The organism is Blattabacterium sp. (Blatta orientalis) str. Tarazona (assembly GCF_000334405.1).
Taxonomy (GTDB): domain Bacteria; phylum Bacteroidota; class Bacteroidia; order Flavobacteriales; family Blattabacteriaceae; genus Blattabacterium.
In genome coordinates this window covers 298976-325965 of sequence record NC_020195.1, presented here as the reverse complement: position 1 = coordinate 325965, position 26990 = coordinate 298976, and the positions used below count along the sequence as shown (strand labels likewise).

19 protein-coding genes and 1 tRNA gene are annotated in these 26990 nt (G+C 29.1%); 5 read left to right on the top strand and 15 right to left on the bottom strand.

All coding sequences use genetic code 11. The features are described 5' to 3' along the window. Window positions 1–59: 59 nt before the first annotated feature. Window positions 60–290 carry a hypothetical protein gene (locus tag BLBBOR_RS01625; protein WP_045118225.1) on the bottom strand — a complete coding sequence of 77 codons (231 nt, stop codon included), beginning with the start codon at window positions 288–290 and terminating at the stop codon, window positions 60–62. Beyond that, entirely contained in the window at window positions 280–1977 is a 1698-nt protein-coding gene (gene metG, locus BLBBOR_RS01620; protein ID WP_015370701.1) for a methionine--tRNA ligase, read from the bottom strand. The genes BLBBOR_RS01625 and metG overlap by 11 nt, the downstream gene beginning before the upstream one ends. 92 nt (window positions 1978–2069) lie before the next feature. Between metG and BLBBOR_RS01615 the strand changes: the two genes are divergently transcribed. Next, the gene (locus tag BLBBOR_RS01615; protein WP_015370700.1) at window positions 2070–2972 is read left to right on the top strand and encodes a 5'-3' exonuclease H3TH domain-containing protein; all 903 of its coding nucleotides are present in this window, start codon (window positions 2070–2072) and stop codon (window positions 2970–2972) included. A gap of 21 nt (window positions 2973–2993) precedes the next feature. Here the strand turns inward: BLBBOR_RS01615 and nadD are convergent, their stop codons facing one another. Both nadD and BLBBOR_RS01605 read right to left on the bottom strand, forming a co-directional pair. Continuing rightward, complete coding sequence (gene nadD, locus BLBBOR_RS01610; RefSeq protein ID WP_200858162.1) at window positions 2994–3566, bottom strand: nicotinate (nicotinamide) nucleotide adenylyltransferase; 573 nt, start codon at window positions 3564–3566, stop codon at window positions 2994–2996. A gap of 53 nt (window positions 3567–3619) precedes the next feature. Next, a complete protein-coding gene (locus tag BLBBOR_RS01605) occupies window positions 3620–4834 on the bottom strand; it encodes a porin (RefSeq protein WP_015370698.1) in 1215 nt (404 codons plus the stop codon). Window positions 4835–5148: 314 nt separating this feature from the next. Between BLBBOR_RS01605 and BLBBOR_RS01600 the strand changes: the two genes are divergently transcribed. From BLBBOR_RS01600 to ribB, 3 genes are read left to right on the top strand one after another with little or no spacing between them, the layout of a single operon-like run. Further along, on the top strand, window positions 5149–6852 hold the full coding sequence (locus BLBBOR_RS01600; RefSeq protein ID WP_015370697.1) for a DNA translocase FtsK 4TM domain-containing protein: 1704 nt from the start codon (window positions 5149–5151) through the stop codon (window positions 6850–6852). 56 nt (window positions 6853–6908) lie between these two features. After that, a complete protein-coding gene (locus BLBBOR_RS01595) occupies window positions 6909–8231 on the top strand; it encodes an LptF/LptG family permease (RefSeq protein ID WP_015370696.1) in 1323 nt (440 codons plus the stop codon). Window positions 8232–8270: 39 nt separating this feature from the next. After that, window positions 8271–8909 carry a 3,4-dihydroxy-2-butanone-4-phosphate synthase gene (ribB, locus tag BLBBOR_RS01590; protein ID WP_015370695.1) on the top strand — a complete coding sequence of 213 codons (639 nt, stop codon included), beginning with the start codon at window positions 8271–8273 and terminating at the stop codon, window positions 8907–8909. A gap of 12 nt (window positions 8910–8921) precedes the next feature. Here the strand turns inward: ribB and BLBBOR_RS01585 are convergent. The 11 genes from BLBBOR_RS01585 to dnaE all read right to left on the bottom strand — a co-directional run bounded on the left by BLBBOR_RS01585 (window position 8922) and on the right by dnaE (window position 24852). After that, a tRNA-Asp gene (locus tag BLBBOR_RS01585) sits at window positions 8922–8995 on the bottom strand. 10 nt (window positions 8996–9005) lie between these two features. After that, complete coding sequence (trxA, locus tag BLBBOR_RS01580) at window positions 9006–9323, bottom strand: thioredoxin (RefSeq protein ID WP_015370694.1); 318 nt, start codon at window positions 9321–9323, stop codon at window positions 9006–9008. Between the two features lie 11 nt (window positions 9324–9334). After that, a complete protein-coding gene (locus tag BLBBOR_RS01575) occupies window positions 9335–10447 on the bottom strand; it encodes a M20 family metallo-hydrolase (RefSeq protein WP_015370693.1) in 1113 nt (370 codons plus the stop codon). After that, entirely contained in the window at window positions 10438–11226 is a 789-nt protein-coding gene (argB, locus tag BLBBOR_RS01570) for an acetylglutamate kinase (RefSeq protein ID WP_015370692.1), read from the bottom strand. Before argB ends, BLBBOR_RS01575 begins: the two co-directional genes overlap by 10 nt. Next, on the bottom strand, window positions 11223–12182 hold the full coding sequence (locus BLBBOR_RS01565) for an N-acetylornithine carbamoyltransferase (RefSeq protein ID WP_015370691.1): 960 nt from the start codon (window positions 12180–12182) through the stop codon (window positions 11223–11225). The genes argB and BLBBOR_RS01565 overlap by 4 nt, the downstream gene beginning before the upstream one ends. 8 nt (window positions 12183–12190) lie before the next feature. After that, a complete protein-coding gene (carB, locus tag BLBBOR_RS01560) occupies window positions 12191–15421 on the bottom strand; it encodes a carbamoyl-phosphate synthase (glutamine-hydrolyzing) large subunit (protein ID WP_015370690.1) in 3231 nt (1076 codons plus the stop codon). An 18-nt stretch (window positions 15422–15439) separates the two neighbouring features. Further along, window positions 15440–16519: a glutamine-hydrolyzing carbamoyl-phosphate synthase small subunit gene (gene carA / locus BLBBOR_RS01555; protein ID WP_015370689.1), complete on the bottom strand. Its 1080-nt coding sequence runs from the start codon at window positions 16517–16519 to the stop codon at window positions 15440–15442. After that, a complete protein-coding gene (locus BLBBOR_RS01550; protein WP_015370688.1) occupies window positions 16509–17654 on the bottom strand; it encodes an aspartate aminotransferase family protein in 1146 nt (381 codons plus the stop codon). The genes carA and BLBBOR_RS01550 overlap by 11 nt, the downstream gene beginning before the upstream one ends. Window positions 17655–17664: 10 nt before the next feature. Next, window positions 17665–18639: an N-acetyl-gamma-glutamyl-phosphate reductase gene (argC, locus tag BLBBOR_RS01545; protein WP_015370687.1), complete on the bottom strand. Its 975-nt coding sequence runs from the start codon at window positions 18637–18639 to the stop codon at window positions 17665–17667. Further along, a complete protein-coding gene (locus BLBBOR_RS01540) occupies window positions 18636–20402 on the bottom strand; it encodes an argininosuccinate synthase domain-containing protein (protein ID WP_015370686.1) in 1767 nt (588 codons plus the stop codon). The genes argC and BLBBOR_RS01540 overlap by 4 nt, the downstream gene beginning before the upstream one ends. Before the next feature lie 142 nt (window positions 20403–20544). After that, window positions 20545–24852, bottom strand: coding sequence for a DNA polymerase III subunit alpha (gene dnaE, locus BLBBOR_RS01535; protein ID WP_015370685.1), 4308 nt, complete (start codon window positions 24850–24852; stop codon window positions 20545–20547). Between the two features lie 299 nt (window positions 24853–25151). On the opposite strand from dnaE, the gene rpsA reads away from it, so the two are divergent. Then, the gene (rpsA, locus tag BLBBOR_RS01530; RefSeq protein WP_015370684.1) at window positions 25152–26972 is read left to right on the top strand and encodes a 30S ribosomal protein S1; all 1821 of its coding nucleotides are present in this window, start codon (window positions 25152–25154) and stop codon (window positions 26970–26972) included. Window positions 26973–26990: the final 18 nt, after the last annotated feature.

The window sequence follows — 26990 nt, the reverse complement described above, 5'->3', positions numbered from 1 at the left end:
ATAAATACATCGACTCCATAACTTATAGTGTGATATTTTTTTTTTTTCTATTCTGAATATTATTCAATCTCATAGTGCCCCATATAAAAAAAATATCCATCTAAAGGAGCTTTGATCATATTATCAGAAATAAAAAACCGTAATTTATCCGAATTTTTATTATTTTTTTCATGATAATGAAATATGGAATTTTCATCCATATTTTGAAAATTTTCTTTGTTTTTTAAGAAATCTTCATCATTACATGAAAAAAATAACAAAAAAAATACAAAGAGTAACTTATTTTTCATAAGTCACTTTTCCTAATTTTACTAGTTGATTTTCAACACTTTTATCTGTTATTTTGTGAAATAACAATGTAGACTTTCCTAAAACATGTCCTGGACGTAAAAATTCCTTCACGTTTTCTATTTTTTTCCAAAAAAAAGCTTCCAAACGAAGCATTTTTAATAGTTTCTTGGAAGTATATGGAAGAAAAGGCTCTGCTAATTGCGCTAACATCCCAACAATTTGCAAAGAAACGTAAAGGATGGTCTCTATCCGTTGTTCCGTTTTTTTTATATTCCAAGGTTCCTCTTCCGTTAAATACTTGTTTCCAAGCCTAGCTAAATCCATAAAACAAATTAAAGCTTCACGAAATCGAAAGGATTCGATCAAATCCCCTATATTTTCCGGATATTTCCTTATTTTTTTTAAAATAGATTTATCTGTGATGGAAAAAATACCAGGAGGGGGAATAATCCCATTGTTGTATTTTTGAATTAAAGTCAAACTACGATTAACGAAATTTCCTAATATAGCTACCAGCTCCGTATTATTTGTTTTTTGAAAATCCTTCCAATTAAAATTGTTATCTTTTTTTTCTGGCATCTTAGCTATAAGAATGTAACGAAGTGTATCTTGTTGATTTGGAAAATCCATTAAGTATTCATGAACCCATACTCCCCAATTTCTGGAAGTAGAAATTTTTTCATTTTCTAAATTTAGGAATTCATTAGCAAGTATTTTATCCGGTAAAATATATCCATGATTATATGCTTTAAGTACAGATGGAAAGATAATGCAATGAAATACAATATTATCTTTTCCTATAAATTGAATTAATTTTGTCCTTTGATCTTTCCAATAAGGTTTCCAGTCCTTTTTTTTCCGTTTTGCCCATTCTATAGTAGAGGAAATATAACCTATAGTAGCCTCAAACCATACATATAAAACTTTTCCTATCTCTTTCGGAATCGGAATAGGAATTCCCCAATCCAGATCTCTTGTAATAGCACGAGGTTTTAATCCTTGATCTAACCAAGATTTAGCTTGTCCATAAACATTCACTTTCCAGTCTTTTTGATGATCCATTAAAATCCATTTTTCCAAAAAATTTTGATATTCATTTAATGGAAAATACCAATGTTTAGTTTTTTTTAAAACTGGATTGCTTCCACTTATAGTAGAAAGAGGATTTATTAATTCTTCAGGACTTAACGAAGAACCACAACTTTCGCATTGATCTCCATAAGCTTCCTTGTGTTTACAATGGGGGCAAATTCCATATATATATCTATCCGCTAAAAATTGTTTAGCTTGATTGTCATAGTATTGTTCAGATACTTTTTCAAAGATTTTTTTTTCTTTATGTAGCTTCTTAAAAAAAGAAGTAGAAATTTTTTGATGAATAACTGTAGAAGTTCTGGAATAGTTATCAAAATGTATCCCAAAATTTTCAAAACAATCTTTAATCATGAAATGATATTTATTGACTATTTCTTTAGGAGTCGTATTCTCTTTTTTAGCTTGTATCGTAATCGGAACCCCATGTTCATCGGACCCACATATAAAAATAACCTCCTTTTTTTTCCTTCTAAGATAACGAACAAAAATATCTGCAGGTAAATAGACACCAGCTAAATGTCCTATATGAATGGGTCCATTTGCATATGGAAAAGCAGCAGTTACTGTATATTTATTATTTGATTTTTTCATACTTATTTATGACATCCTCTACCTAGAGAAAGGAAAACGGTTGTGATTATAAAAGCTCTTTTTTCTACATATTTACATAATAAAAATAAAATATGAATAATAAAAAATTATTTTTAATAGATACATACACTATTCTTTATCAAGGCTATTATGCCTATATAAAAAATCCACTTTTTACTTCCCAAGGAATAAACACTTCTCCTATCATCCATTTTACTTATTTTTTGATTAATACTTTAAATGAGGAAAAACCTTCTTATATGGCTGCTTTTTTTGATACTAGTCGAAAAACTTTTCGAAAAAAAGAATATCCTAAATATAAAGCTCATAGAAAAAAAACTCCAAGAGATATTTCTATTGCTATGCCTTATGTTGTAAATATTTTAAATTCTTTTCGAATTTCCTCCTTTTATGCAAAAGATGGATACGAGGCAGACGATCTCATTGGAACTATAGCAAAAAAAGCAGAAAAAAAAGGATATATGATTTATATCATTACTTTTGACAAAGATTTTAGCCAACTTGTCACAAAAAACATACAGATTTATAGACCTCCTTTTAAAGGAAATCCAAAAAAAATATTAGGAATTGAGGAAATAAAAAAAAAATTTGGAGTGATAGAACCTAAACAAGTTATAGATTTATGGAGTATGATGGGAGATTCTTCTGACAATATACCAGGATTACCGGGGATAGGAGAAAAATATGCTAGAAAATTTATTCAAAAGTATGGAAGTCTTGAAAAATTTTTAAATTCTACCCATGATCTTAGCGGAAAGATTAAAAAAAATATTGAAAAGAATAAAGAATTAGCTCTTCTATCTAAAAGATTAGTTACCATTATTACTAACGTTCCCTTCTTTTATTTTCAAGAGGAAAAATTTTCTGTAAAAAAACCCAATTGGAATTCCATAAAAAAAATATTTTGTGAACTTGAATTTCAAAGATTATTAAAAAAGGCTTACCAATACAAAAAAAAAGAAATGGGAGAATAATCCATCCCATTCTTAATTTCATTATTTTCTATAAAATTTATGTTTTTTCATATACTTCCATACTTTTGGTTGAAGCAAAGGTTTTATATTCTTTCCTTTTTGAATAGAATTTCGAATAAAAGAAGAAGATATTTCAATCATAGGCGCTTTTAAAAGATAGATATTTTCCTTTTTAAAAAAAGGATTAGAGAAAGAACCAATACGAGGGTATACGAAAATATCATATTTATTTAAAATAGTTTTATAACTCTTCCATTTTTTTAATGAATATAAAGTATCTCTTCCTATAATGAGAGTAAATTTCTCTTTAGGATATCTTTTCTCTATTACATCAAGCGTATGAATAGTATAAGAAGGAGAACATTCAGATTCTATATCTAAAACACTCATTTTCTTATAACCTTCAACGGCGATGCGGACCATCTTTATTCTATGGACATAATCTAAAAGATTCCGTTTTTTTTTTAGTGGATTTTTTGGAGAAACAACAAACCAAATATGATCTATATCCAAAAACTCTACTATGTGATTAGCAAGGATTACATGACCTAAATGAATGGGATTAAATGATCCAAAAAAAAGTCCTATTCTCATTCTCATGCATAGAAAAATATCGAGAATCCTGCTCGATATTTTTCTTTTTGTTATTAAAATAATTTGATGCGATAACTTAATCCCAAAGCCATAGAATGATTATCCTTATTTTCTTGTTTTATATTTATAAAATTCATATAATAATCAACTTTTTGTTTTTTATATAAAAAATATAAACTTAAATCATCCTTACAAGGCATATATTCTATCCCCCCATAATAAGTATATGCTTTTTTTAGTAATTGATCTTTAACCAGTCCATAAATTTCATTAATGTCTTTTTTAGATCTTCCAACCTCATATACTCCTTTCGCAAATAAATTCCATTTTGGAATGAAGTTATACTTAAATTTTAGAAAATAAGTTCCATATTTTGTAGAGGCAAAATCCTTATAATTATTATTATTTGATGAACGTAAAATTTTTGTAAAAAAACCGTTTTTTTCTATATCTTCATCACTCAATATGTAATCCGCTTCTATAGAAATCGGTTTTAAATCTAATCGACTCCCCAATGCTAATAATTTCCAAAATTTATCCTTTTCACTTTCTTGAAAAATAGAATAAGACCATCTATTTTGAATGATTTTATTAAATAAATTCCAATTCCAATTCGCAGAATATCCCATAGGATGATTGACATTTTCAGGGTGTATATCTTCATTTAGTTTTCTAGAATGGCTATTTACAATCTGAAACTGTAATTCATGATTTTTTTCTGGAGTATAAATAAAATTTATCCCAACAGGATTTTCCTTATTTTTGTATACATCAGGATACTGATAGATATGAAGATCTTTAGAATTATATTCCATACTTCCAAAAGAAACTGGTTGTTTTCCTATCAAAAACGATAGTTTATCATTATGCTTATATTTCAAATAAGCTAAATTAATGATGAGAGGATCATACATCTTATGGTCTTCCACATTATCTAAATCTTCCTCCTTATCCACATGGGTTTTCTTATTATTAAATTTTTGTACAAAACGATAACTGATTTTATCATTCGCCTTTCCTATCAGGTCTAATTTGAAAGATTCCATAGAAAAAGGAGATCCATCAAAAATCTCTTTTTCTGCTTCTACTGTAGAATGAATACTACTCGTAAAATCCATGTAAATATTAAAATTACGATGGGGATTTACATTTTTTTCCATTGTTGTTCTTAGCTTTTCTCCTTTTTTTATCATTTCACTATGGACATCATGCCAAGGATAAAAAAATCCCAAAACAATAAAAAGAGAGATCATTCTTGTTTTTTTCATTTTTTTTTAATATTTATCGCAATGTTTTTCTAATAGAATAGCCCTAAGATAGTATAAAAAAACTTTTTTTTCAAAGAAAGGATAATTAATTATGGATAGAAAGATGGAAATTTCAATTCAAAAACATGAAAAAAAATTTCAAAAATCTTAAAAACAGAGAGAAAATAAATATGATTAGAACTATTTCTGGTTTTTTTTTATTAGGAAATAGTCTTTTCTTATTTTTAAGTTTTTCTCTTTTCTTTTTCATTGGAAAAATGATCAAAGTCAACTGGATAAACTTTTTGATAAAGAAATAAGAGCGGAAAATTTACTTGGAAAAAATAGGAGCTATTCTATCTCACTATTTTATATACTGCGGAATAGGAATTAGCGCATTTTTTTTTCCCTTATTATTGTTCCTCACAGGATTCATAATCCTTTTGGAAGGAAGATTTTTACGGAATAAGTATCAATCCATAATATGGAAATTTCTATTTCTAAGCATATGGATTCCTATAACCTTTTATCTGATTTTTCCTGAAAACGGAATACTAAGTGGTATTTTTGGTTTTGAAATAGGAAATTTTTTGATCAGCTTATTTGGAAAGGTAGGACTAGGATTCCTAGTCCTTACAAGTATCATCCTTTATTCAATCATCATATTCCGGATTACTACTCCAAAGTTAAAAAATGGAATAAAAAAAAAAATAAAATATGTTCATGAAGATATGGGGTGGATAATCCAATTATGGGAATTATTAAAAAATTTTTTTAATTATAGAAAAAAGGATTTATCCATTGATCCCCCTCCATTTTTTGAAGAAAAAAAAATAAAAAGTTCTATCATAAATTTTCCTATACTTTCTTCTTCTAAAAATGAAGATTTTCTATTATCTCTATCTGGAGAAGATCTGGAAAATAATAAAAAAAAAATTATTCATCTCCTCAACTATTATAAGATCACAGTAGATAAAATTAAGGCTACTATAGGACCTACTATCACTTTATACGAAATATTTCCTCAGGTAGGCGTGCGGATTTCAAAAATAAAAAACTTAGAAAAGGAAATCGCTTTAAATTTATCTGCTTTATCTATAAGAATCATAGCTCCCATACCTGGAAAAGGTTCTGTAGGGATAGAAATCCCCAATAATAAACGTTCTCTCGTATATATGAAAAACATCCTTGATTCTGAAGAAAGTTTCAAAAAAAGTCATAAAATGGAACTCCCTATTTCTTTAGGAAAAACCGTATTTAATGAAATTTTTATGATAGATTTAGCCAAGATGCCACATCTACTTATAGCAGGATCTACTGGACAAGGGAAGTCAGTTGGATTAAATGCTATGATAGTCTTCTTATTATATAAAAAAAAACCAGAAAATCTAAAATTTATTTTGATCGATCCAAAAAAAGTAGAGTTATCTATCTATAAAAAAATTTCTAAATCTTATTTTGCTCTTTTACCTAATTCTATAAATCCGATCATTACAAACATACATGAGGTAAGAGATATATTAAATTCTTTATGCAAAGAAATGGATAATAGATATTCTCTTTTAGAAAGAGCAATGGTTAGAAATATTCAAGAATACAATGGTAAATATGAAAAAAAATATCATATCCCTTATATTATCCTAATTATTGATGAATTTGCAGATTTAAGTCTTTCTTTTAAAAAAAAACAAATAGAAATATATATAACCCGTTTAGCACAGTTAGCTCGTGCTGTGGGGATTCATTTGATTATAGCTACACAAAGACCCTCTGTTGATGTCATTACTGGATTAATTAAATCTAATTTTACCGCAAGAATTGCGTTTAGAGTAAGTTCTAAAATAGACTCTATAACCATTCTAGATTGTACAGGAGCGGAACAATTAATTGGAAAAGGAGATCTTTTATTTTCTAATAAAAATGAACTAATTCGATTACAAGGTCCTTTTATCGACCTATCAGATATTCAAAAAATCGTTGATTTTTATGGAAGAAATACTTTTCAAAAAACGGATATTTTTCTTACCAGAACCGGATGATAATAAATATAAATGAGTAAAATACTTTTCTTATATTATAGGAAAAGAAGAAATCCATGAGTATAAGGATTCAAATAAAAAAATTAGATCTATACATGATTCGTTTATTTATGGCTCCTTTTTTGATCATTTTTTTTTCTATTTTTTTTGTATTTATTGTTCAATTTTTTTGGAGTAAAATGGATGAATTAACAGGAAAAAATATTAACATTTTAATTATTCTAAAGTTTATATATTATTTTGGAATTTCAATTACCCCATTAGTGATCCCCATTTCTATATTGCTTACTTCTATCATAACTTATGGATATATTTCAGAATCCCAAGAACTTATAGCTATTAAATCTTCTGGAATCTCCCTTTTTAGAGTCATGAAACCTCTTTTATGTATAACATTCCTTCTATCCGTTGGACTATATTTTTTTTCTGATTTTTCCATTCCAGAGGCAAAAAGAAAAGCTCAAGAACTAGGATATCAAATTTCAATAGCTCATCCCTCCTTGAGGTTAAAAGAAGGAGTTTTTGTTAACCTTTTTCCAGATTTTTTCATAAGAATAGGCAAAAAAAAAAATAGTAATTTACTAGAAAATATATTCATTTTTTTTTACGGAAAAAATTTAGCAATCAATACGATCCTTGCCGAAAAGGGAGTTTTAATTCCAAATAAAAAGGAGGAGGGTTTTCAAATTAAACTCATGAAGGGATTTTTCTATAGGGATAATCCTTATGAAGGAAAAACTTATTCGTATCAAATGGTCTATTTTGATTCTTTCATTCAATCTTTTAAAAAACCTTTAATAGAATACAAAAACTTAGATTATTATTATGATGATTCCTATAAAACTCTTGATACAAAAAAACTGATGGAAAAAATACATTTTTTAAAAAAAGAAAATTGTCAATTGTATTCTGATTTTAAAAAATTGAATTATAATTCCCTTTTTCAGAAAAAAAAATTTTTTTCAAAAGATCCAAGAATAAGAATAGATCTCTTCTCCTACATAAGAAAGATCATTTTATCCCTTTTAATAAATGAACTTCAACATCAAAAAAAGTTTCTTCAGAATAGAAAAAAATACTTAGCTAAGTATCAATTCGAATTACAGAAAAAATTTACCTTTCCAGTAACATGCATTATAATGTTTCTTATTGGAGCCCCGCTAGGAGCTATCATTCGAAAAGGAGGGATGGGGCTTCCCACCCTGATAGCCATAATTATATTCATTATTTATCATACTTTACTTACCATTACACAAAATCAAGGAGAAAAAGCAGAAATATGGCCATGGATGGGGGCTTGGATTCCAAATTTTGTTTTTTTCCCACTGAGTATATGGATTACTTATAAAACTGTAATGGATGATTTTTATTATATGTAACAATAGTTAAAACTAAAATATAAAATAGAGGATTTATTTATGGTTTTTTATTCTTCTGATAAAGGGAATCTAAATTGTATAGAATCTGCTTTGCAGGATATTCAAAATGGAAAACTTATTATTGTGGTGGATGATGAAAATCGTGAAAATGAAGGAGATTTTGTAGTGGCCGCAGAAAAAGTAACCCCTAAAATTGTCAATTTTCTAATTACTCATGGTAGAGGATTAGTTTGTGTTTCCTTAACAGAGGAAAAATGTGATCAATTAGAACTTCAAATGATGGTGAACAATAACACAGATCCTAGAAAAACAGCTTTTACAGTATCCGTAGATGTACGAGGTTATGGCGTAAGTACAGGGATATCTGTTTCAGATAGAGCTAAGACTATATTGGCACTAGTTCACGAAGTAAAACCAGAAGCTTTTAACAAGCCAGGTCATATTTTCCCTCTTCGCGCAAAAAAAGGAGGTGTCTTAGAAAGACCAGGACATACAGAAGCGGCAATAGACATAACTAGAATGGCAGGATGCATACCTGGAGGGGTATTGGTAGAGATTCTGAATAAAAACGGATCTATGGCGCGTCTTCCACAATTAATTCAAATGTCCAAAAAATTTCATATGAAAATTATATCGATAGAAGATCTAATCAAATATAAAATAAAAAACAAAATATAAAAAGTTTAAAGGCGGTCTGGACGGGACTTGAACCCGCGACCCCATGCGTGACAGGCATGTATTCTAACCAACTGAACTACCAGACCAAAAAAAGTATTAAATCAAAGCCTCTAATTTTTTTCTGATATCTTCCTTAGAAGATACTCCAATCTGCATATCTTTTTTTTCTCCGTTTTTAAAAAAAAACATGGTAGGAATACTACGTATTCCATATTGAGAAGAAGTTTTTGGATTGTTATCTACATTTAATTTAACAACCAATGCTTTCCCTATATATTCAGTAAATATATCTTCTAATATAGCAGATAAGGTTCTACATGGAGCACACCATGGAGCCCAAAAATCCACTAAAACCGGCTTATTCGATTCAAAAACAATTTTTTCAAAATTATCATCGTTTATTTCTTGTATCATACTTTTTCTGTTTATAAAGAGAACAAATTTACCTTTTTTGTTTTAAAATTGAAGTCTTTTAACAAACGGATATAAATATCTATTCCATCTAGGATTTCATAAATATGAATATACTCATTTGTCGTATGAGAACGGTTGCTATCTCCCACACCCATTTTAATAGTTGGAAAAGACATAATACTTTGATCCGAAAGAGTAGGAGATCCATAAATTTTTCTTCCTATGAACTTAGCTTTTGATACAATTGGATGCGATGGATTTATGAAAGAATAATTTGAATGAGAAGAACGTGGTTTCATTTTAGAATGAATTTTTTTTCGGATCATTTCAATCAATTCCTCATTTTTATATAATTCATTAGTTCTAATATCTATGACAAAAGAGCAAGAATCCGGAATCACATTATGTTGTATACCTCCTTGTATTTGAGTGACTGTTAATGTAGGATAACCTAGAAATTTAGACTTTCTATCAAACTGAAGATTTCTTAAACATTCTATATCTTTTGTAGCTATATAGATAGCATTAACCCCTATATATCTTGCAGAATGTCCGGTTTTTCCTTCAGCTAGGCAATCTAAAACTACTAACCCTTTTTCCGCAATAGCTACTTGCATTTTTGTTGGTTCTCCTATTATCCCTAAATCTATTTCTCCTAATTCAGATAAAATGGATCTTACACCTAATGGTCCAGAAATTTCCTCTTCTGCTGTAAGAGCAAGTACCAATTTGTAAGGTAAGACAGATAAACTGTTTAAGTATATAAAAGTTGAAATTAATGAAACAACAGAAGCTCCCGCATCATTACTTCCTAAACCTATTAATTTATCTCCTTGTCTTATAGCCGTAAAAGGATTTGTTTTCCAGTTTTTTCCTGGTTTCACTGTATCATGATGAGAATTTAATAAAATCGTACGAATATTTTCTTTTTTAGCATCATAATTAGTATTTTCTGTCCATATATTGTTAAATTTTCTTTTTATATGGAATCCATATCTAGAAAGATAGTCTTCTATCAGAAAAGATACTTTTTTCTCTTGCTTAGATATAGATGGCGTATTTATCATTTTTATAAGAAGTTGTATAGCTTCTTTCTTTAATATTTTTAAATCTACTACAGACATAAAACGGTCTTATTATTCAAGTCATTTAAATAATAAGGTTGACCTATACTTACCTTAGAGACTCCATTTTTTAATGCAAAAAAAGCATTTTCCAATTTCGGAATCATTCCATTTTTAATAGTATGATTTTTTTTGATTATTTGAAATAAACGAAAATCTATTTTTTTATAATAAGATTCAGCATCATGTAAGTATCGTAATACTCCCTTTTTTTCAAAACAAAAATGCAATTCTATTTCATCCCCTTCTTTGGTTAAAGATATGGCTATACATGCCGCTATAGTGTCTGCATTAGTATTTAGAAGAACCCCTTTTCCATTATGAGTAATAGAACAAAATACAGGAACAATCTTTTTTTTCAAAAGAAATTTTAGAAAAGAAGTGTTAACACTTCTACTGTTGATATCCCCTACGTATCCATAATCAATATCCGTTTCTATTTTTTTTAAACGAAAGGAAGACTTTATACTATTTCCATCCGCTCCACATAATCCCAAAGCATTACAGTCATAAGATTGAAATTTCGCTATAATGTTTTTGTTTATTATACCTGCATAGGTCATAACCACTAGATCAAGTGTTACTTTATCCGTAATCCTTCTTCCTTGCATAAATTTTTGAACAATTCCCATTTTATCAGCAATAATGTTTGCCTTACTCCCTCCTCCATGAACGAATATTTTATTCCCTTGTAGTTGCAAAAAGGACTCTAAAGAAGCATTAAGCCATTTTGGATCATTAATTAAATTTCCTCCAATTTTTACTATATGGATTTTCATGATAAAGATTGTAAAATTTTCAAAAAAATTATTTGCGCCGCATAAATTCTATTTTCTGCTTGTTGCAAAACAATGGAATTTGGACTATCCAAAACTGCATCTTCCACTACCATATTTCTTCTTACAGGTAAACAGTGCATAAATTTAGCTTGATTAGTCAACTTCATTTTTTTTTCAGTAATCATCCAACTAGAACTAGAACAAAGTATTTTTCCATAATTTATATAACTGCTCCAATTTTTTGCATAGATAAAATCTGCATTTAAAAATGCTTCATTTTGGTTATGGATAGTATAAATCCCGTCAGAAAATTTTTTACATAAGTCATACTTTTCAGGACAAGTAATGAGAAAATCTATTTCTTCTATTTTTGAGATCCATTGAGAAAGTGAATTGGGCACGGAATGCGGTAATGGTTTTATATGAGGAGCCCAACTTAACACCACTTTACATTTTTTTTTAGCAGAAAAGGGTCTTATTTCTTCGATAGTCATCACATCAGCTAAAGACTGTAAAGGATGCAAGGTGGCACTTTCCATGTTGATTACTGGAACTTTAGAATAGTTCAAGATCTTATTAAAAATTACTTCTTGATAATCCTCATTTCTGTCTAAAAGATTTGGAAAAGTTCTTACTGCTAGAATATCACAATAGGTACTCAGGACAGAAATAGCTTCTTTTAGATGTTCTTGAGTATTTCTCATGACACTTCCATTACTCATTTCTATTTTCCAGGAATCTTGATGAATATCTAATACCCAAGTATTACATCCTAAGTTAAAAGCCGCTTTTTGACAACTAATCCTTGTACGTAAACTAGGATTAAAAAATACCAATCCAATTGTTTTATTTTTTCCAATATGTTGAAAACAATAAGGATTTTTCTTCAAATTAATTGCTCCTCTAATAAGATCAGATACATTTAAAACATCTTCTACGCTAAAAAATTTTTTCATAAATTCATTTATTCATATTCATCCCAAGCTGTTATAAAAAGTTTATCCATAGATAAATGACAAAAAGCTTGTATAAAAGCCTTTGCTAAACGAGTATTAGTGAGTAGAGGAATATTAAAATCTACGGAAGAACGTCTTATAGCATAATCATTATTCAACTCTGATTTACTTAAATTTTTGGGAATATTAATAATCAGATCTAATTTTCTATCCTTTATCAAGTCAAGAACATTTGGATCTTTTCTAACATTTGGCCAATGGACCCTTATAGAGGGGATTCCATAATCAGATAAAAAATTATTTGTTCCTTCTGTCGCAAATAATATATATCCTCTTTGATGCAAAAGCTTCACCATATCTAAAAGATCTAATTTTGATCCCATTGGACCTCCTGATATAAGAATATTTTTTTTTGGAATAGTATAACCAACAGAAAGCATAGATTTTAAAAGGGCTTCATCAAAAGTATATCCTAAACATCCTACTTCCCCAGTAGAAGTCATATCTACTCCTAAAATAGGATCCGCATCTTGCAAACGGGAAAAAGAAAATTGTGAGGCTTTTATTCCTAAGAAATTTGTTGTAAAGAAATTAGGTTCCTTTTTCTTCTTTTTCTTTCCAAGAAGGACTTGGGTGGCTAGTTCTATCATGTTGAAATGAGATACTTTTGATACGAAAGGAAAACTTCTAGAGGCTCTCAAATTGCATTCAATTACTTTTACTTCATTATCTTTAGATAAAAATTGAATATTAAAAGGTCCAGATATATTAAAATATTTGGCTATTCTTTTAGATATACGAACTATTTCTTTTAATGTAGATAAATATAGATTTTGTGGAGGATATACTAACGTAGCATCTCCTGAATGTACTCCTGCAAACTCTACATGTTCTGATATAGCATAATATAAAATCTCTCCAGTTTGAGAAACTGCATCTAATTCAATTTCTTTGGCATTTTTTATAAACTCTGTAATAACTAATGGGTGCTCTGGAGAAACCGATACTTTATCTCTAAGATAACGATGAAGTTCTTCTTGATTAGAAATCACATTCATATCCGCACCTGATAGAACATAGGAAGGTCTAACTAATATAGGATAGTCTACTTCTTCTACAAATTGATAAATCGTTTCAAAATCTGATAATTCTTTCCATTTAGGTTGGCCTATCCCTAAATGATCCATTGCATGAGAAAATTTGTATCTATTTTCCACTTCGTCTATAGAAAGTGGTGAGGTCCCTAATATCTTGACTTTGTTTTCATAAAGCTTTAAAACCAAGTTATTGGGGATTTGTCCTCCCATAGATACTATGGTCCCTTTTGGTTTTTCTAAATCAATAATATCTAAAACACGTTCTAAAGTTAATTCCTCAAAATATAATCTATCACACACATCAAAATCGGTACTAACTGTTTCTGGATTGTAATTAATCATTATAGATCTATAAGATTCTTTCTTAATAGCATTTAATGCATTAACACAACACCAATCAAATTCTACACTACTTCCAATTCTATAAACTCCAGATCCTAAAGTTATTACAGATTTTTCATCCTTTTCGTAAAGAACGTCATGCTGAATGGAATGATAAGTCAAATACAAATAATTTGTATATGCTGGATATTCAGAAGCTAAAGTATCAATTTGTCGAACATATGGGAGAATACTTCTTTTTTTTCTATATTTTCTTATTCTTTTTTCCAGATCATAAATACTCTCTTCCTTCTCTTTTTTATGAATAAAAAGACTAGCTATTTGCATATCAGAAAAACCTTCTTTCTTAGCTTTATGGAATAATTCATCTGGAATATCCATCCAACTTTCATAAGAAGAAATTTCTTTTTTTGTTTGAAAAATGTTATTCAACTGGTATAGAAACCACGGATCTATTTTGGTTAAATCATGAATTTCTTTGATAGAAAAACCTTCTTCTAAAGCTTCTTCTAGAAATAGAATTCTTTGATCGGTAGGTTTTTTCAAAGCATCTTTGAGCAGATGAAGGGATCCAATTTTTTTTTTATTTGTATTTATAAATCCTAACATTCCAATATCTAACATACGAATCCCTTTCTGTAAGGATTCCTCAAAAGATCCTCCAATAGCCATAACTTCTCCTACACTTTTCATACTACTTCCAATTCTATTGGAAACTCCATAAAATTTCTTCAGATCCCACCTAGGAATTTTGCATACAACATAATCCAATGCTGGTTCAAAAAAAGCACAAGTAGTTTTAGTCACAGAATTTTTTAATTCATGTAATCCATATCCTATAGCTAATTTTGCAGAGACAAAAGCTAAAGGATAACCAGTTGCTTTAGAAGCAAGAGCGCTAGAACGAGAAAGACGAGCGTTCACTTCAATAACCCTATAATCTTCCGATCTTGGATTTAAAGCAAATTGAACATTACATTCTCCTACTATTTCAAATTTTCTGGCTATCTGTAGAGATAATTGTCTTAATTTATAATATTCTGAATTTGTTAAAGTTTGCGAAGGAGCTATTACAATACTTTCTCCTGTATGAATCCCTATGGGATCAAAATTTTCCATATTGCACACAGAAATACTACTATCATATTGATCTCTAACTATTTCATACTCAATTTCTTTCCATCCTTCCAAATACTCTTCTACAACTACTTGAGAAGAATAAGAAAAAGCCTTATTGACAATTTTTTTTAAATCATGAATATTTTTTGCAAAACCACTTCCTAAACCTCCAAGAGTGTAAGCTGATCTAATTATAACAGGAAAACCAATCTTTAAAGCATAGGATATGGCATGATCCATGGAATACACCACAAAACTTTTTGCCGTTTTTATATTCATACGGCTCAATCTCTTTCGAAAGAGATTTCTATCTTCACTCTGTATAATCGATTCAATAGACGTTCCTAAAACTTGAATTTCATATTTTTCTAGAAGACCTTCTTTAAAAAGTTGAATACCACAATTCAAGGCGGTTTGTCCTCCAAAAGAAAGCAAAATTCCTTTCGGTTTTTCCTTCTCAATAACCTTTTTTATAAAAAAAGATGTGAGAGGAAGAAAATAAACTTTATCAGCCACTTCTTTCGAAGTTTGAACAGTGGCTATATTTGGATTAATCAATATAGTATAAATCCCCTCCTCTTTAAGGGCTTTTAAAGCTTGTGTTCCAGAATAATCAAATTCTCCGGCTTCTCCTATCTTTAAGGCTCCTGATCCCAGGATAAGTACTTTATCTATTTTCATACTTGGAAGATTCTTTTTTTAATTATTTTCCATAGAATTGATAAAAATATCGAATAAAAATTCCGTATCTGCAGGTCCACTTGATGCTTCTGGATGAAATTGTACCGAAAAAAAAGGTTTGTAATCATGAATAATTCCTTCGCAAGTGTTATCATTTAAATTTTTGAAGAACACTTTCCACTCTTTAGAAATATTTTTAGTATCCAAAACATATCCATGGTTTTGTGATGTGATAAAATTTTTTCCTTTTTCTAATAAGACCACTGGTTGATTATGTCCTCTGTGTGCATATGGAAGTTTGTAAGTATCTCCTCCTGCAGCAATTCCCAAAAGTTGATTTCCTAAACATATCCCAAATATAGGTCTTTCTTTTTTCATAGCTTTACGAAGATAATATATGGGTTTTTCATAAATTTTTGGATTTCCAGGACCATTAGAAAGGACCAACCCGTCATATTCTTCCTTCGTAAAATCATAATCCCATGGGACCCTTATGATAGTGCAATCTCTCCGTAAAAGACAACGCAAAATATTATTCTTTAATCCAAAATCTACAAGTAATATTTTATATTTTCCTTTTCCATATAGAATTTTATTCTGTACAGATACTTTTTCAGAAAGATTTTCCTGGTTAGGATCATAAAAAGGAAGATCTTCTTTTTCCATTAAAATTTTACCTAACATGCTTCCCCTTTTTTCTAAGTTTTGTGCCATAAATCTAGTATCTATTCCATATAATCCAGGTACGCCATTTTCTTTCAACCAATCCGATAGAGAGAAGCACATATTCCAATGATACGGACGATTGGAATAATAGGAAATAATAAGGCCGGATACTTGAACCTTATCGGATTCATAGAATTCATGAATTCCTTCCTTACAAGAGGAAGAGGGGACTCCATAATTTCCTATTATAGGATAAGTATAAGTCAATATTTGACCTTTGTAAGAAGGATCAGTTAAACTTTCCGTGTAACCTACCATAGCTGTATTAAAAACTACTTCTCCAGAAGAAGAGACTTTCGCTCCAAAATGATAAGCTGGATACTCTGTTCCATCTTCCAGTACAAGCATAGCCTTTTTTATATTATTTTTCATTTTTTAGATATGCTAAGGCATTTTTTAGTTTTGTTAGAAATAATTTAATATGATTTACGTTAATAATCAGTGGAGGGAGTAATCGTAAGACATATGAATTGTTAGATGTTCCTACAAATACTTTTTCTTTGTATATTAAAATATTTTTCAAATCCTGAATAGGAAAATCAAATTCTAACCCTAACATCAATCCTCTTCCTCTTATTTTTTTGATTTGAGGAATCATCCGCAATTCTTGCAACAGTATATTTCCCATTTTTTTAGCATTTTCAATTAAATTTTCTTTTTTCATAATCTCCAATACCGCAATACCAGAAGCACAAGCTAGATGATTTCCACCAAATGTAGTACCTAACATTCCATAATAAGGGATAAATTTAGGATGTATAAGCACTCCTCCTATTGGAAATCCATTTCCCATTCCTTTAGCGATAGTAATTAAATCTGGCTTAACAGAATAAAACTGGTGAGAAAAAAAAGATCCAGTCCTTCCATATCCACTCTGAACTTCATCAACAATAAAAATTGTATCGTACTTTTTGCAAAGTTCCCAAACTTTACAAAAAAAATTTAAACCAGGATCTCTAATTCCAGATATCCCTTGTATTCCTTCCGTGATTAAAGCACAAATCTCTCCAGTTTTTAATTCTCTTTCTAAGAAATTAATATCCTTATAATCTATAAATATAGTTTCATGTTGGGCATCAAAAGGAGATACTATTTTGTAATTATCCGTCACGGATACACTTCCACTTGTTCTTCCATGAAAAGCTCCTTTAAAAGCAATAATTTTTTTCTTTCCTGTATGAAAAGAGGCTATTTTCAAAGCATTTTCATTGGATTCAGTTCCTGAATTACAAAGAAATAACGAATATTTTTCATATCCTGAAAGAAGACCAAGTAAATTAGCCAATTTTTTCTTTTGAGAAATAAAAACACTATTCGAATAATAAGATATTTTATGAATTTGTTCTGTTAAGGCTCTCAAATAATATGGATGCGAATGACCAATGGAAATAACGGCATGTCCTCCATAAAAATCTAAATACATATGACCTTGTTTATCAAAAACATAAACCCCTTCCCCCTTGGTTAATTCTATATCTAAAATAGGATATACGTCAAATAGCTCCATTTTTTTTCAATTAAAAACGAACGGATTTTAATTTTAAGCCACAAGTTTCATCCAAATTAAACATAAGATTCATATTCTGGACAGCTTGACCGGAAGCTCCTTTTATAAGATTATCTATCACACTAAGAACAATCAATTGATTCTTTTCTTTCAGAAGATGTAAAATACATTTATTGGTATTTACTACTTGTTTTACATCTATATTTAGATCAGAAATTTCCACAAAAGGATGATTCTTATAATAATCTTTATAAATTTCCTTATTTTCTTCCAAAGAAAAACTAGAATGAGTATATAAAGTAGTTATAATTCCTCTAGAAAAATTTCCCCTATAAGGAATCAAATATACTTCCGATGAAAAATTATTTTGTATTTGATGAATAGTTTGTTGGATTTCTTGTAAATGCTGATGATTAAATATTTTATAAGTAGAAATATTATTGTTTCTCCAACTAAATTGGTTAGTCTCACTCATGGTCTTTCCCGAACCTGTGGAACCAGTTATAGCGCTAATATGAATATTTCTTTTCAATAGTTTTTTTTTAGCTAAGGGTAATATAGCTAAAAGAATAGCTGTAGCAAAACATCCTGGATTAGCAATATTGCTAGATATTTTTATAATCTCTTTTTGTAATTCTGGTAATCCATAGATAAATTTTCTTCCTAAAAAAAACGATTGATTGATTATTCTAAAATCTTGACTAAGATCAATAACTTTTATAGTTTCTAATAGATTTTTTAATTCTTTTCTAGATTGTCCATGTCCTGAACAAATAAATACTACATCAACATCCTTGTTTAAAGAATCGGTAAACTTCATATTATCTATTTCTCCTAATAGATCTTGATGAACTGAATGAATTAAATCTCCTGATTTACTCCTGCTTACCACACTATTTATCCTTACTTTTGGATGATTAATCATCAATCTCATTAATTCTCCAGCAGTATATCCAGTTCCTCCTATAATGCCTATCTTAATCATTCTTCTTTTTTATTTAAATTATGATACATTTTCATTTGATTACTCAATATTTTTGTAAAACCTTTAACATCTTCTGCTGTCCAAGCATGATTTATTTCTCCATATTGAGCCATGTTAGAATCCATTAAATCAAATTTAGATTTAATTCCAACTAAATGAAATCTATAAGGATATAGAATGATATGCACTGTTCCAGTCAATCTTTCTTGTGTACTCCTTAAAAACATCTCTATATCACGCATGACAGGATCTAAATATTGTGCCTCATGAAGTAACATTCCATACCAATTAGATAATTGTTCTTTCCAATAAAGTTGCCATTTTGTAAGAATATGTTTTTCTAACAAATGATGAGCTTTAATAATAATAATAGCAGCTGAAGCTTCAAAGGCTACTCTTCCCTTAATACCTAAAATCGTATCCCCTATATGAATCCCCCTACCTATAGCAAATTCTGAGGCGATTTTTTCAATTTTTATGATATTTTTTATGGCCTTTCCCTTTTCTCTGTTAACACTTACTAATTCTCCTTTTTCAAATTCTAATTCTAAATTTTCACTTTTTTTTCTCCTTAACTTTGTCGGATAAGCTTCATCTGGAAAATCGTTAGAAGAGGTAAGAGTTTCCTTCCCACCAATACTAGTTCCCCAAATTCCTTTATTAATAGAATATTTTGCTTGATCCCCACAAATATTATAAACTCCATTATTTCGCAAATACTCTATCTCTTCTTTTCTAGAAATTTTTAGATCTCTTATAGGAGATAAAGTTATTTTTTCTGGACAAATAATTTGAAAGGCTATATCGAATCTAATCTGATCATTTCCAGCGCCTGTACTTCCATGAGCTATCGCTTTTGCCTTTATATTAGTTGCATATTTCGCAATTTTAATAGCTTGAAAAATTCTTTCTGAACTTACTGAAAGTGGATAAGTGTTATTTTTAAGAATGTTTCCAAATATAAGATATTTTATGCAATTTTGATAATATTCCTCGATAGCATCAATAGTTCTGTGTGATATAGCTCCAATATTTAAAGCTCTCTCTTGAATCTTTTTTAATTCCTCTTCTTTAAATCCTCCTGTGTTGATAATTACTGTATGAACTTCATATCCTTCTTGAAGTAGATATTTTAAACAATAAGACGTATCTAACCCCCCGCTATAGGCCAAAACAATTTTATCTCCAGGAATTAAGTAATCTATATTTTTTTGTTTTTTAAGAATATTTTCCTTTTCATATGGATTATATAAAAGTCCTGTGCAAAGACACATTTTTTTTTGTTTCCTAGTTAATATATCGAAATTCGCACAACTTTGACATCCTTTCCAAAAATCTTCTGATTTGGTCAGTTCACTAAAAGCTACAGGTTTAAACCCCAATTCCGTATTAATTCTGATCACTGGATGACTTGTTGTAATACTAAATATTTTAGAATTCGGATACTTTTTTCTAGAAAGTTTAAATATTTCAATTTTTATAATTTTTGCCAATCCTTGTTTTCTAAATTCAGGAAAAACAATCAAACCAGAATTAACTACAAATTCTTTATTTTGATAAATTTCTAGATAACTAAAACCTGCTAATTTTCCATCAAAAAATGCAATCACCGCGTTCCCACTAATCATTTTTGATTTAATATATTCTGGATCTTTTTTAGCAATACCAGTTCCTCTAATTTTTGCTGATTCCTGGATCTTTTGGCAAATTAAGGAAGCATATTTTGTATCCTGATCATGAGATACTCTAACTTTTATTTTCATCTTTAGTAAAGAACCCAAAAACCATAAAAATAGACGCGTTTTATTGAAATGTAATATGATGAATGATTCCTCATAATATTTCTTTAATGTACTGTCCTAATAAGTACAAAGTTAATAAAGTCTTTTTAATAAATGTAAAGTTTTAATTTAAACAAAAATCCAAGCCTTTTATTTTTTCTAATTTTTTTAGAAAATCAGAGTTAATATTAATTCCATACATTTTAGATTCTAAATTTAAAGAAATATGATCGTCCTTATCATAAAGAAAAACATAAAGTTTTTTATTTCCTATTTGTTGAGAAAATAGCCGATCTATATTATCAATGATTACCTGGTCTAAATCATCTAGATCAATTTTTATTATCAATTTTTCGGCTAATTTTTTTAGAACATTTTGTAAACTTTCCATATGAATAATATGGACTTTACAGCTATTATATTTCGATTGAGAAATAGAAATATATAAATGTAACAGGCTATTATTAAATAGTAAATGTTCATATTTTAAATACTGTTGTCCAGAAATACAAAACTCCTTAGAAGAATGATAATCTTCTAATAAAAAAATTCCATATTTTTTTCCACTTTTTATATAGATCTTTTTTTCTATTTTCGATAGAATACCACATATATAAATTTCTTTTCCTATAAGTTTTTGTTCATTCTTATTTAATTGATCTAAAGATAAATTAGTAAAATATTTTCTTTCATAAGAATAATCATCCAAAGGATGCGAAGAGGCATAAATCCCCAATACTTCCTTTTCTTTGGATAATTTATATATATTATTCCACGGTTCACTTTTTATAATTAGGGGTTTTTCTACTTCAATTTTTTTCTTCTTTTTTGGAGAATTTTTCTCTTGTATTTTCCTTTTTTGGAATTTAGATCCAAATCGAATGATATTCTCTAGAGTGCTTAATTTTTTTTCTTCTTCAAAATGAAAATATTCCTCTCTATGTATATGAAATTTATCCAAGGATCCGGATAAAACTAAACTTTCCAAAGTCTTCTTATTCACTATACGCAAGTCAATCCGTTTTACCAAATCAAAAATAGATGTATATAATCCGTGATTTTCTCTTTCCTGAATAATATTTTTTACTGCATTTTCTCCAACTCCTTTTATTCCCCTCATTCCAAATCTAATGCAATTAGAATCTGTGACTTTGAAAAAGGCGTCACTTTCATTGATATCCGGACCTATCACAGAAATTCCCATACGTTTGCTCTCTTTTATAAAGTAAGTAAGCTGTTTAATATTATCCATATTGTGACTTAATACAGACGCCATATATTCAGAAGGAAAATGTGCCTTAAGATAAGCCGTTTGAAACGCTATATAGGCATAACAGGTAGCATGAGATTTGTTAAAAGCATAACAAGAAAAATACTCCCAGTCCTTCCATATTTTTTCCAATATTTTTTTCGGATATCCTTTTCTAGAAGCTTGAATGATAAACTGATTTTTCATTTTATTTAATACCTCTTTTTGTTTTTTCCCCATAGCTTTTCTAAGAAAATCTGTTTCTCCTTTACTAAACCCAGCTATTTTTTGGGCGATTAACATAACTTGTTCTTGATAGATGGTTATCCCATAAGTCTCTTTTAAGAATTCTTCCATTTCTGGCAAATCATATGTAATGGGTTCTTTTCCATGTTTTCTGTATATAAAATTAGTAAGATATTGTAATGGCCCAGGTCTGTACAAGGCGTTCATGGCAATGAGATCATCAAATTTATCCGGTTTTAGCAACCGTAAATATTTCTGCATCCCCGTAGATTCATATTGAAAAACAGCTACAGTTTCTCCTTTCTGAAAAAGAGAATAAGTCTTTGCATCTTCCAAAGGGAATGAAATTTTTTCAATACTAATACGTTTTTTGATAATATTTATAGCTTCCTTGATAATAGTAAGGGTTTTTAATCCTAGAAAATCCATTTTCAACAATCCAGCTTGTTCCACTACATGGTTGTCAAATTGCGTTATCAATAAATCAGATTCTTTTGAAATAGAAACTGGAACATATTCTTTAATATCATATGGACTTATAATAATCCCACAGGCATGTATTCCTGTACTTCTTATAGAACCTTCTAAAATTTTTGCCTGTTGTAAGACTTGTCCTTCCAAAGTATCTTTTTTCTCTGAAATGCTTTTCAATTTTTTAACATTCTCCATATCTTCTTTACTCATCTTTTCTAGAAGATGATCTTTTTTTGACAAGAGAACTTTTAATGAAAGCAAATTTGGGACCATTTTTGCGAGATAATCTGTTTCCTTTAAAGATAAATCTAACACTCTTGCTGTATCACGAATAGCGGATTTTGCTCCCATAGTGGCATACGTGATAATTTGTGCAACTTGATTTTTCCCATATTTTTGAACTACCCATTCAATAATTTTTTCACGTCCTTTATCATCAAAATCAATGTCTATATCTGGTAAAAAAATCCTATCTGGATTGAGAAATCGCTCAAAAAGAAGATTGTATTTTATGGGATCTATATCGGTAATTCCTATACAATAAGCTACTACAGATCCAGCAACAGATCCTCTTCCTGGTCCTACGGATATATTCATTTTTTTAGCTTGAGAAATAAAATTTTGAACAATTAGAAAATAACCAGGATATCCAATTTTTTCAATTGTTTTTAATTCGAAATGAATTCTTTCTTGTATTTCCGGAGTCATATGTGGATAACGTTTTTTAGCCCCTTCATATGCGAGGCTTCTTAAAAAAGAATTTTCTCCCCTGTGACCTCCATCTATTTTATCTAGAGAATTTTCAAAGGATTCTGGAATTTTGAATTTTGGAAGCAAGACTTTTTGTGAAAGATGATAAGATTCTACTTTATTAACTAATTCTTCTAAAAAATCAAAAGATTCCGGAAAATCCGAAAAAATTTCTTTCATCTCTTCTGGACTTTTAAAATAAAATTCATGATTTGGAAATCCGAATCTATAACCTTTTCCCCTGCCTATAGGAGTTGATTTTTTTTCTCCATTTTTTACGCAAAGTAAAATATCATGAGCATAAGATTCTTTTGGATCTAAATAAAAAGTATTATTTTGCACAATATATTTTACATGATATTTTTCGGAAAACTTCAGTAAAACTTTGTTTACATAATCCTCTTCTTCCAATCCATGACGTAACAATTCTATATAAAAGTCTTCTTCAAAAAGTTCTTTCCACCACAAAAAACTTTTTCTGCCTTCATTTTTCCTTTTATTTAGGATCGTTTGTGGAATCTCTGCATATAGATCTCCCGTAAGAGCTATCAAATTTTTCTTATATTTTTCTATTAAATCTTTTCCCACTCTAGGAACTCCCGCATAAAAACCTTCTATGAATCCATGAGAACATAGTTTTGACAAATTTTGATACCCCGCTTTATTTTTAGACAAAAAAACTTGATGATAACGTTTATCCGGCTGTTCTTTAGTAAACTTTTTCTGTGAATAAAAATCAGAAATAAACACTTCACATCCTACGATCCCTTTGATGGATTTTTTTAAGGAAGAATATTTTTTGTTTGCAGAATGAATAGCATTTAAAAAATGGAAAGCTCCCATCATATTTCCGTAATCCGTTATTCCTACGGCTGGCATATCAAAATATATAGCTCTTTCAATCAAAGATTGAATATCTATGGTAGAATAAAGTATGGAAAAAGAAGTATGATTATGAATATGAGAATTATTTTTTTTTTTAATTTCTTCATGATTAATCTTCTTCTTTTTTTTATTTTTTTTATTAGATATATATGAGGAATAAGGTTTATTAAAAGAAACCATAGAAGAAGATATTGTAGACTGATGTAATGTTCTGAACTTTAAAATAAAATTTTCATCTATTTTAAGATTTTCGGATGAGATAATTCCTAAACGCAAAAGTTCTAGAAAACAACGAGCTGTTGCTTTTACATCATTTGCTGCATTATGTGAATGGGACAATTTTGTTCCAAATAACTTATAATATAATTCGGTTAATGTGGGCCATTTAAATTTTTTTCTTATCCCAGGTAATTTGCAATAAGAAACAGATACTTCTTTAGTATCTAAAATTTTCTTTCTTTTAAAAGAAATTTGTTCTTTTTTTCTAAAGAATTCACACTCAATAACTCTTATATCAAATTCTAAATTGTGTCCAATTAAATATTTAGATTTCTCAAAAGATTTCTTAAATTCTTTAAGAACGAAAATTAAATCCTCTCCATTTTTTTCCGCTATTTCATTAGTGATTCCATGAATTTTAAAAGCATTGAAAGGAATGTCATAATGATCCGGTTTTATAATAAAATTTTTAAATTCCACTAAGTCCCCTGAAAAATCGTGTAGTTGCCATGCAATTTGAACAACTCTTGGCCAGTTCTCCGTATTGGATATAGGAAAATTATAATTTACAGGTAATCCCGTAGTTTCGGTATCAACAATAAGATACATGTTTTTTTAACGAATTATTTTTTATGAACAAAATGATCAATTTACATCATCATGATGGATTTTCGGGAATTATTCACAATGAGTAAGTATTTAAAGATCTTATAAAAGATATTAGTAGATATAAAAACTTATGTGATGAAAAATTATTAGTTTTGTATTATCTTTTTTTTATACAACAATAAGCTTGCTAATCCTAATCTAGTGGATAGATACAATTCTTCTCTTTATTTCATATTTTGAATAAATATTTTAGATAGCAGTAGTAGCAAGTTTCGATATTCTTACAAAAATTAAAACATATGTCTAATCAAACCGAAGAAATTAAAAAAGATACCAAAAATTCATCTGAAAATAATGAGAATATAGGATTAAAGGATAAAAGAAAAAGTTTCGATTGGACGAAATACGAAACTCATTTGAACAGTGAGCAAAAGGAAGAAAGAAAGAATTTTGAAAAAATCTATGCAGAAACTTTGCCAAAAATACAAGAGCTAGAAATATATCCGGGAACTATCACACATATCACGGAAAAAAATCTGATTGTGGATATAGGATTTAAAGCGGAAGGAGCTATTCCTATTAGTGAATTTCGAGAGGATTTTAATTTTAAAGTAGGAGAAAAAATGGAAGTTATGGTGGTAAAAATGGATTATAAGGGACAATGTATTCTTTCATATCAAAAAGCAAAAACTATGAGAAATTGGGAAAGAATCAATAAAGCACATGAGAAAGGAGAAGTTATATTAGGTTATGTAGCTGCTAGAACTAAAGGAGGTTTAATCATAGAAATTTTTGATATTGAATGTTTTTTACCAGGATCCCATATTAATGTAAAACCTGTTAGAGATTATGACACATATGTCGGAAAGACAATGGAAGTAAAAGTGGTCAAAATAAATCAAAAAACTAAAAACGTTGTGGTTTCTCATAAAGTATTGATAGAAAGAGATATAGAAGAACAAAGAAAGGAAATGATCTCTAAACTTGATAAAGGTCAGGTTCTAGAGGGAAAAATAAAAAATATTCTTCCTTATGGAGCTTTCGTAGATTTAGGTGGAGTAGATGCTTTGTTACATATTACTGATATGAGTTGGCCTCACATCAATCATCCCACAGAAGTGGTTCAATTAGAACAAGAATTAAAATTTGTAGTTTTAGGTGTAGATAAGGATAAAAACAGAGTTCAACTAGGATTAAAACAATTGCAACCTCATCCTTGGAACTCTTTAGACAAGAATTTAAAAGTAGGAAACAAAGTAAAAGGAAAAGTAAGCGTTTTAGCTGATTATGGAGCTTTCGTGGAAATCATCCCTGGGGTGGAAGCTTTATTACATATTAGTGAAATGTCTTGGTCTTATGATTTATCTTCCATACAAGACTTTGTGCAAATAGGAGATGAAATAGAAGCCTTTATACTGACTATAGACAGACAAGAACGAAAAATGTCTTTGAGTATTAAACAATTGACTCCAGATCCTTGGATAGATATTCAAAATAAATACCCTATAGGATCAAAACATGTGGGAGTTGTTCGTAAGTTTACTAATTTTGGAATTTCTTTGGAATTAGAAAAAGGAATATCTGGAATCATTTATGCGAATGATCTTTCATGGGGAAAAAAAATAAAACATCCCTCTGAATTTTGCAATATCAATGATAAATTAGAAGTAATAATTTTAACTTTAGATCCTCTAACTAGAAGATTAAATTTAGGTCACAAACAAATTACTGAAAACCCATGGGAAAAATATGAAAAAATCTATTATGTAGGAAGTATTCATAATGGATTTATCGTCAATTTATTTGATAAGGGAGCTTCTGTTAAATTATTAAATGATCAAATAGGAGATTTTCAAGAAATAGAAGCATTTGCTCCATTGCGTTTCTTGGAAAAAAAAGATGGAAGTACTCTGAAAAAAGAAGAAAAAAGCAATTTTAAAGTGATTGAATTTAATAAAGAAACAAAAAAAATTGTAGTTTCTCATACTTCTATTTATCGTGAAAAAAATCAAAAGAAAGAAAAAACACGTGTGAGAAACAGAAAATTCGAGAGATCTACGCTTGGAGATATTGCTGGATTAGCAAAATTGAAAGAACAAATAGAAAAGGAAAAGAAATAAAAAAAAAGGAAATTTCAG

What these genes read in the sequence shown, in the direction of transcription:
- BLBBOR_RS01625 (WP_045118225.1), bottom strand. Translation starts at nt 290, where the DNA reads ATGAAAAATAAGTTACTCTTTGTATTTTTTTTGTTATTTTTTTCATGT.
- metG (WP_015370701.1), bottom strand. Translation starts at nt 1,977, where the DNA reads ATGAAAAAATCAAATAATAAATATACAGTAACTGCTGCTTTTCCATAT.
- BLBBOR_RS01615 (WP_015370700.1), top strand. Translation starts at nt 2,070, where the DNA reads ATGAATAATAAAAAATTATTTTTAATAGATACATACACTATTCTTTAT.
- nadD (WP_200858162.1), bottom strand. Translation starts at nt 3,566, where the DNA reads ATGAGAATAGGACTTTTTTTTGGATCATTTAATCCCATTCATTTAGGT.
- BLBBOR_RS01605 (WP_015370698.1), bottom strand. Translation starts at nt 4,834, where the DNA reads ATGAAAAAAACAAGAATGATCTCTCTTTTTATTGTTTTGGGATTTTTT.
- BLBBOR_RS01595 (WP_015370696.1), top strand. Translation starts at nt 6,909, where the DNA reads ATGAGTATAAGGATTCAAATAAAAAAATTAGATCTATACATGATTCGT.
- ribB (WP_015370695.1), top strand. Translation starts at nt 8,271, where the DNA reads ATGGTTTTTTATTCTTCTGATAAAGGGAATCTAAATTGTATAGAATCT.
- trxA (WP_015370694.1), bottom strand. Translation starts at nt 9,323, where the DNA reads ATGATACAAGAAATAAACGATGATAATTTTGAAAAAATTGTTTTTGAA.
- BLBBOR_RS01575 (WP_015370693.1), bottom strand. Translation starts at nt 10,447, where the DNA reads ATGTCTGTAGTAGATTTAAAAATATTAAAGAAAGAAGCTATACAACTT.
- argB (WP_015370692.1), bottom strand. Translation starts at nt 11,226, where the DNA reads ATGAAAATCCATATAGTAAAAATTGGAGGAAATTTAATTAATGATCCA.
- BLBBOR_RS01565 (WP_015370691.1), bottom strand. Translation starts at nt 12,182, where the DNA reads ATGAAAAAATTTTTTAGCGTAGAAGATGTTTTAAATGTATCTGATCTT.
- carB (WP_015370690.1), bottom strand. Translation starts at nt 15,421, where the DNA reads ATGAAAATAGATAAAGTACTTATCCTGGGATCAGGAGCCTTAAAGATA.
- carA (WP_015370689.1), bottom strand. Translation starts at nt 16,519, where the DNA reads ATGAAAAATAATATAAAAAAGGCTATGCTTGTACTGGAAGATGGAACA.
- BLBBOR_RS01550 (WP_015370688.1), bottom strand. Translation starts at nt 17,654, where the DNA reads ATGGAGCTATTTGACGTATATCCTATTTTAGATATAGAATTAACCAAG.
- argC (WP_015370687.1), bottom strand. Translation starts at nt 18,639, where the DNA reads ATGATTAAGATAGGCATTATAGGAGGAACTGGATATACTGCTGGAGAA.
- BLBBOR_RS01540 (WP_015370686.1), bottom strand. Translation starts at nt 20,402, where the DNA reads ATGAAAATAAAAGTTAGAGTATCTCATGATCAGGATACAAAATATGCT.
- dnaE (WP_015370685.1), bottom strand. Translation starts at nt 24,852, where the DNA reads ATGTATCTTATTGTTGATACCGAAACTACGGGATTACCTGTAAATTAT.
- rpsA (WP_015370684.1), top strand. Translation starts at nt 25,152, where the DNA reads ATGTCTAATCAAACCGAAGAAATTAAAAAAGATACCAAAAATTCATCT.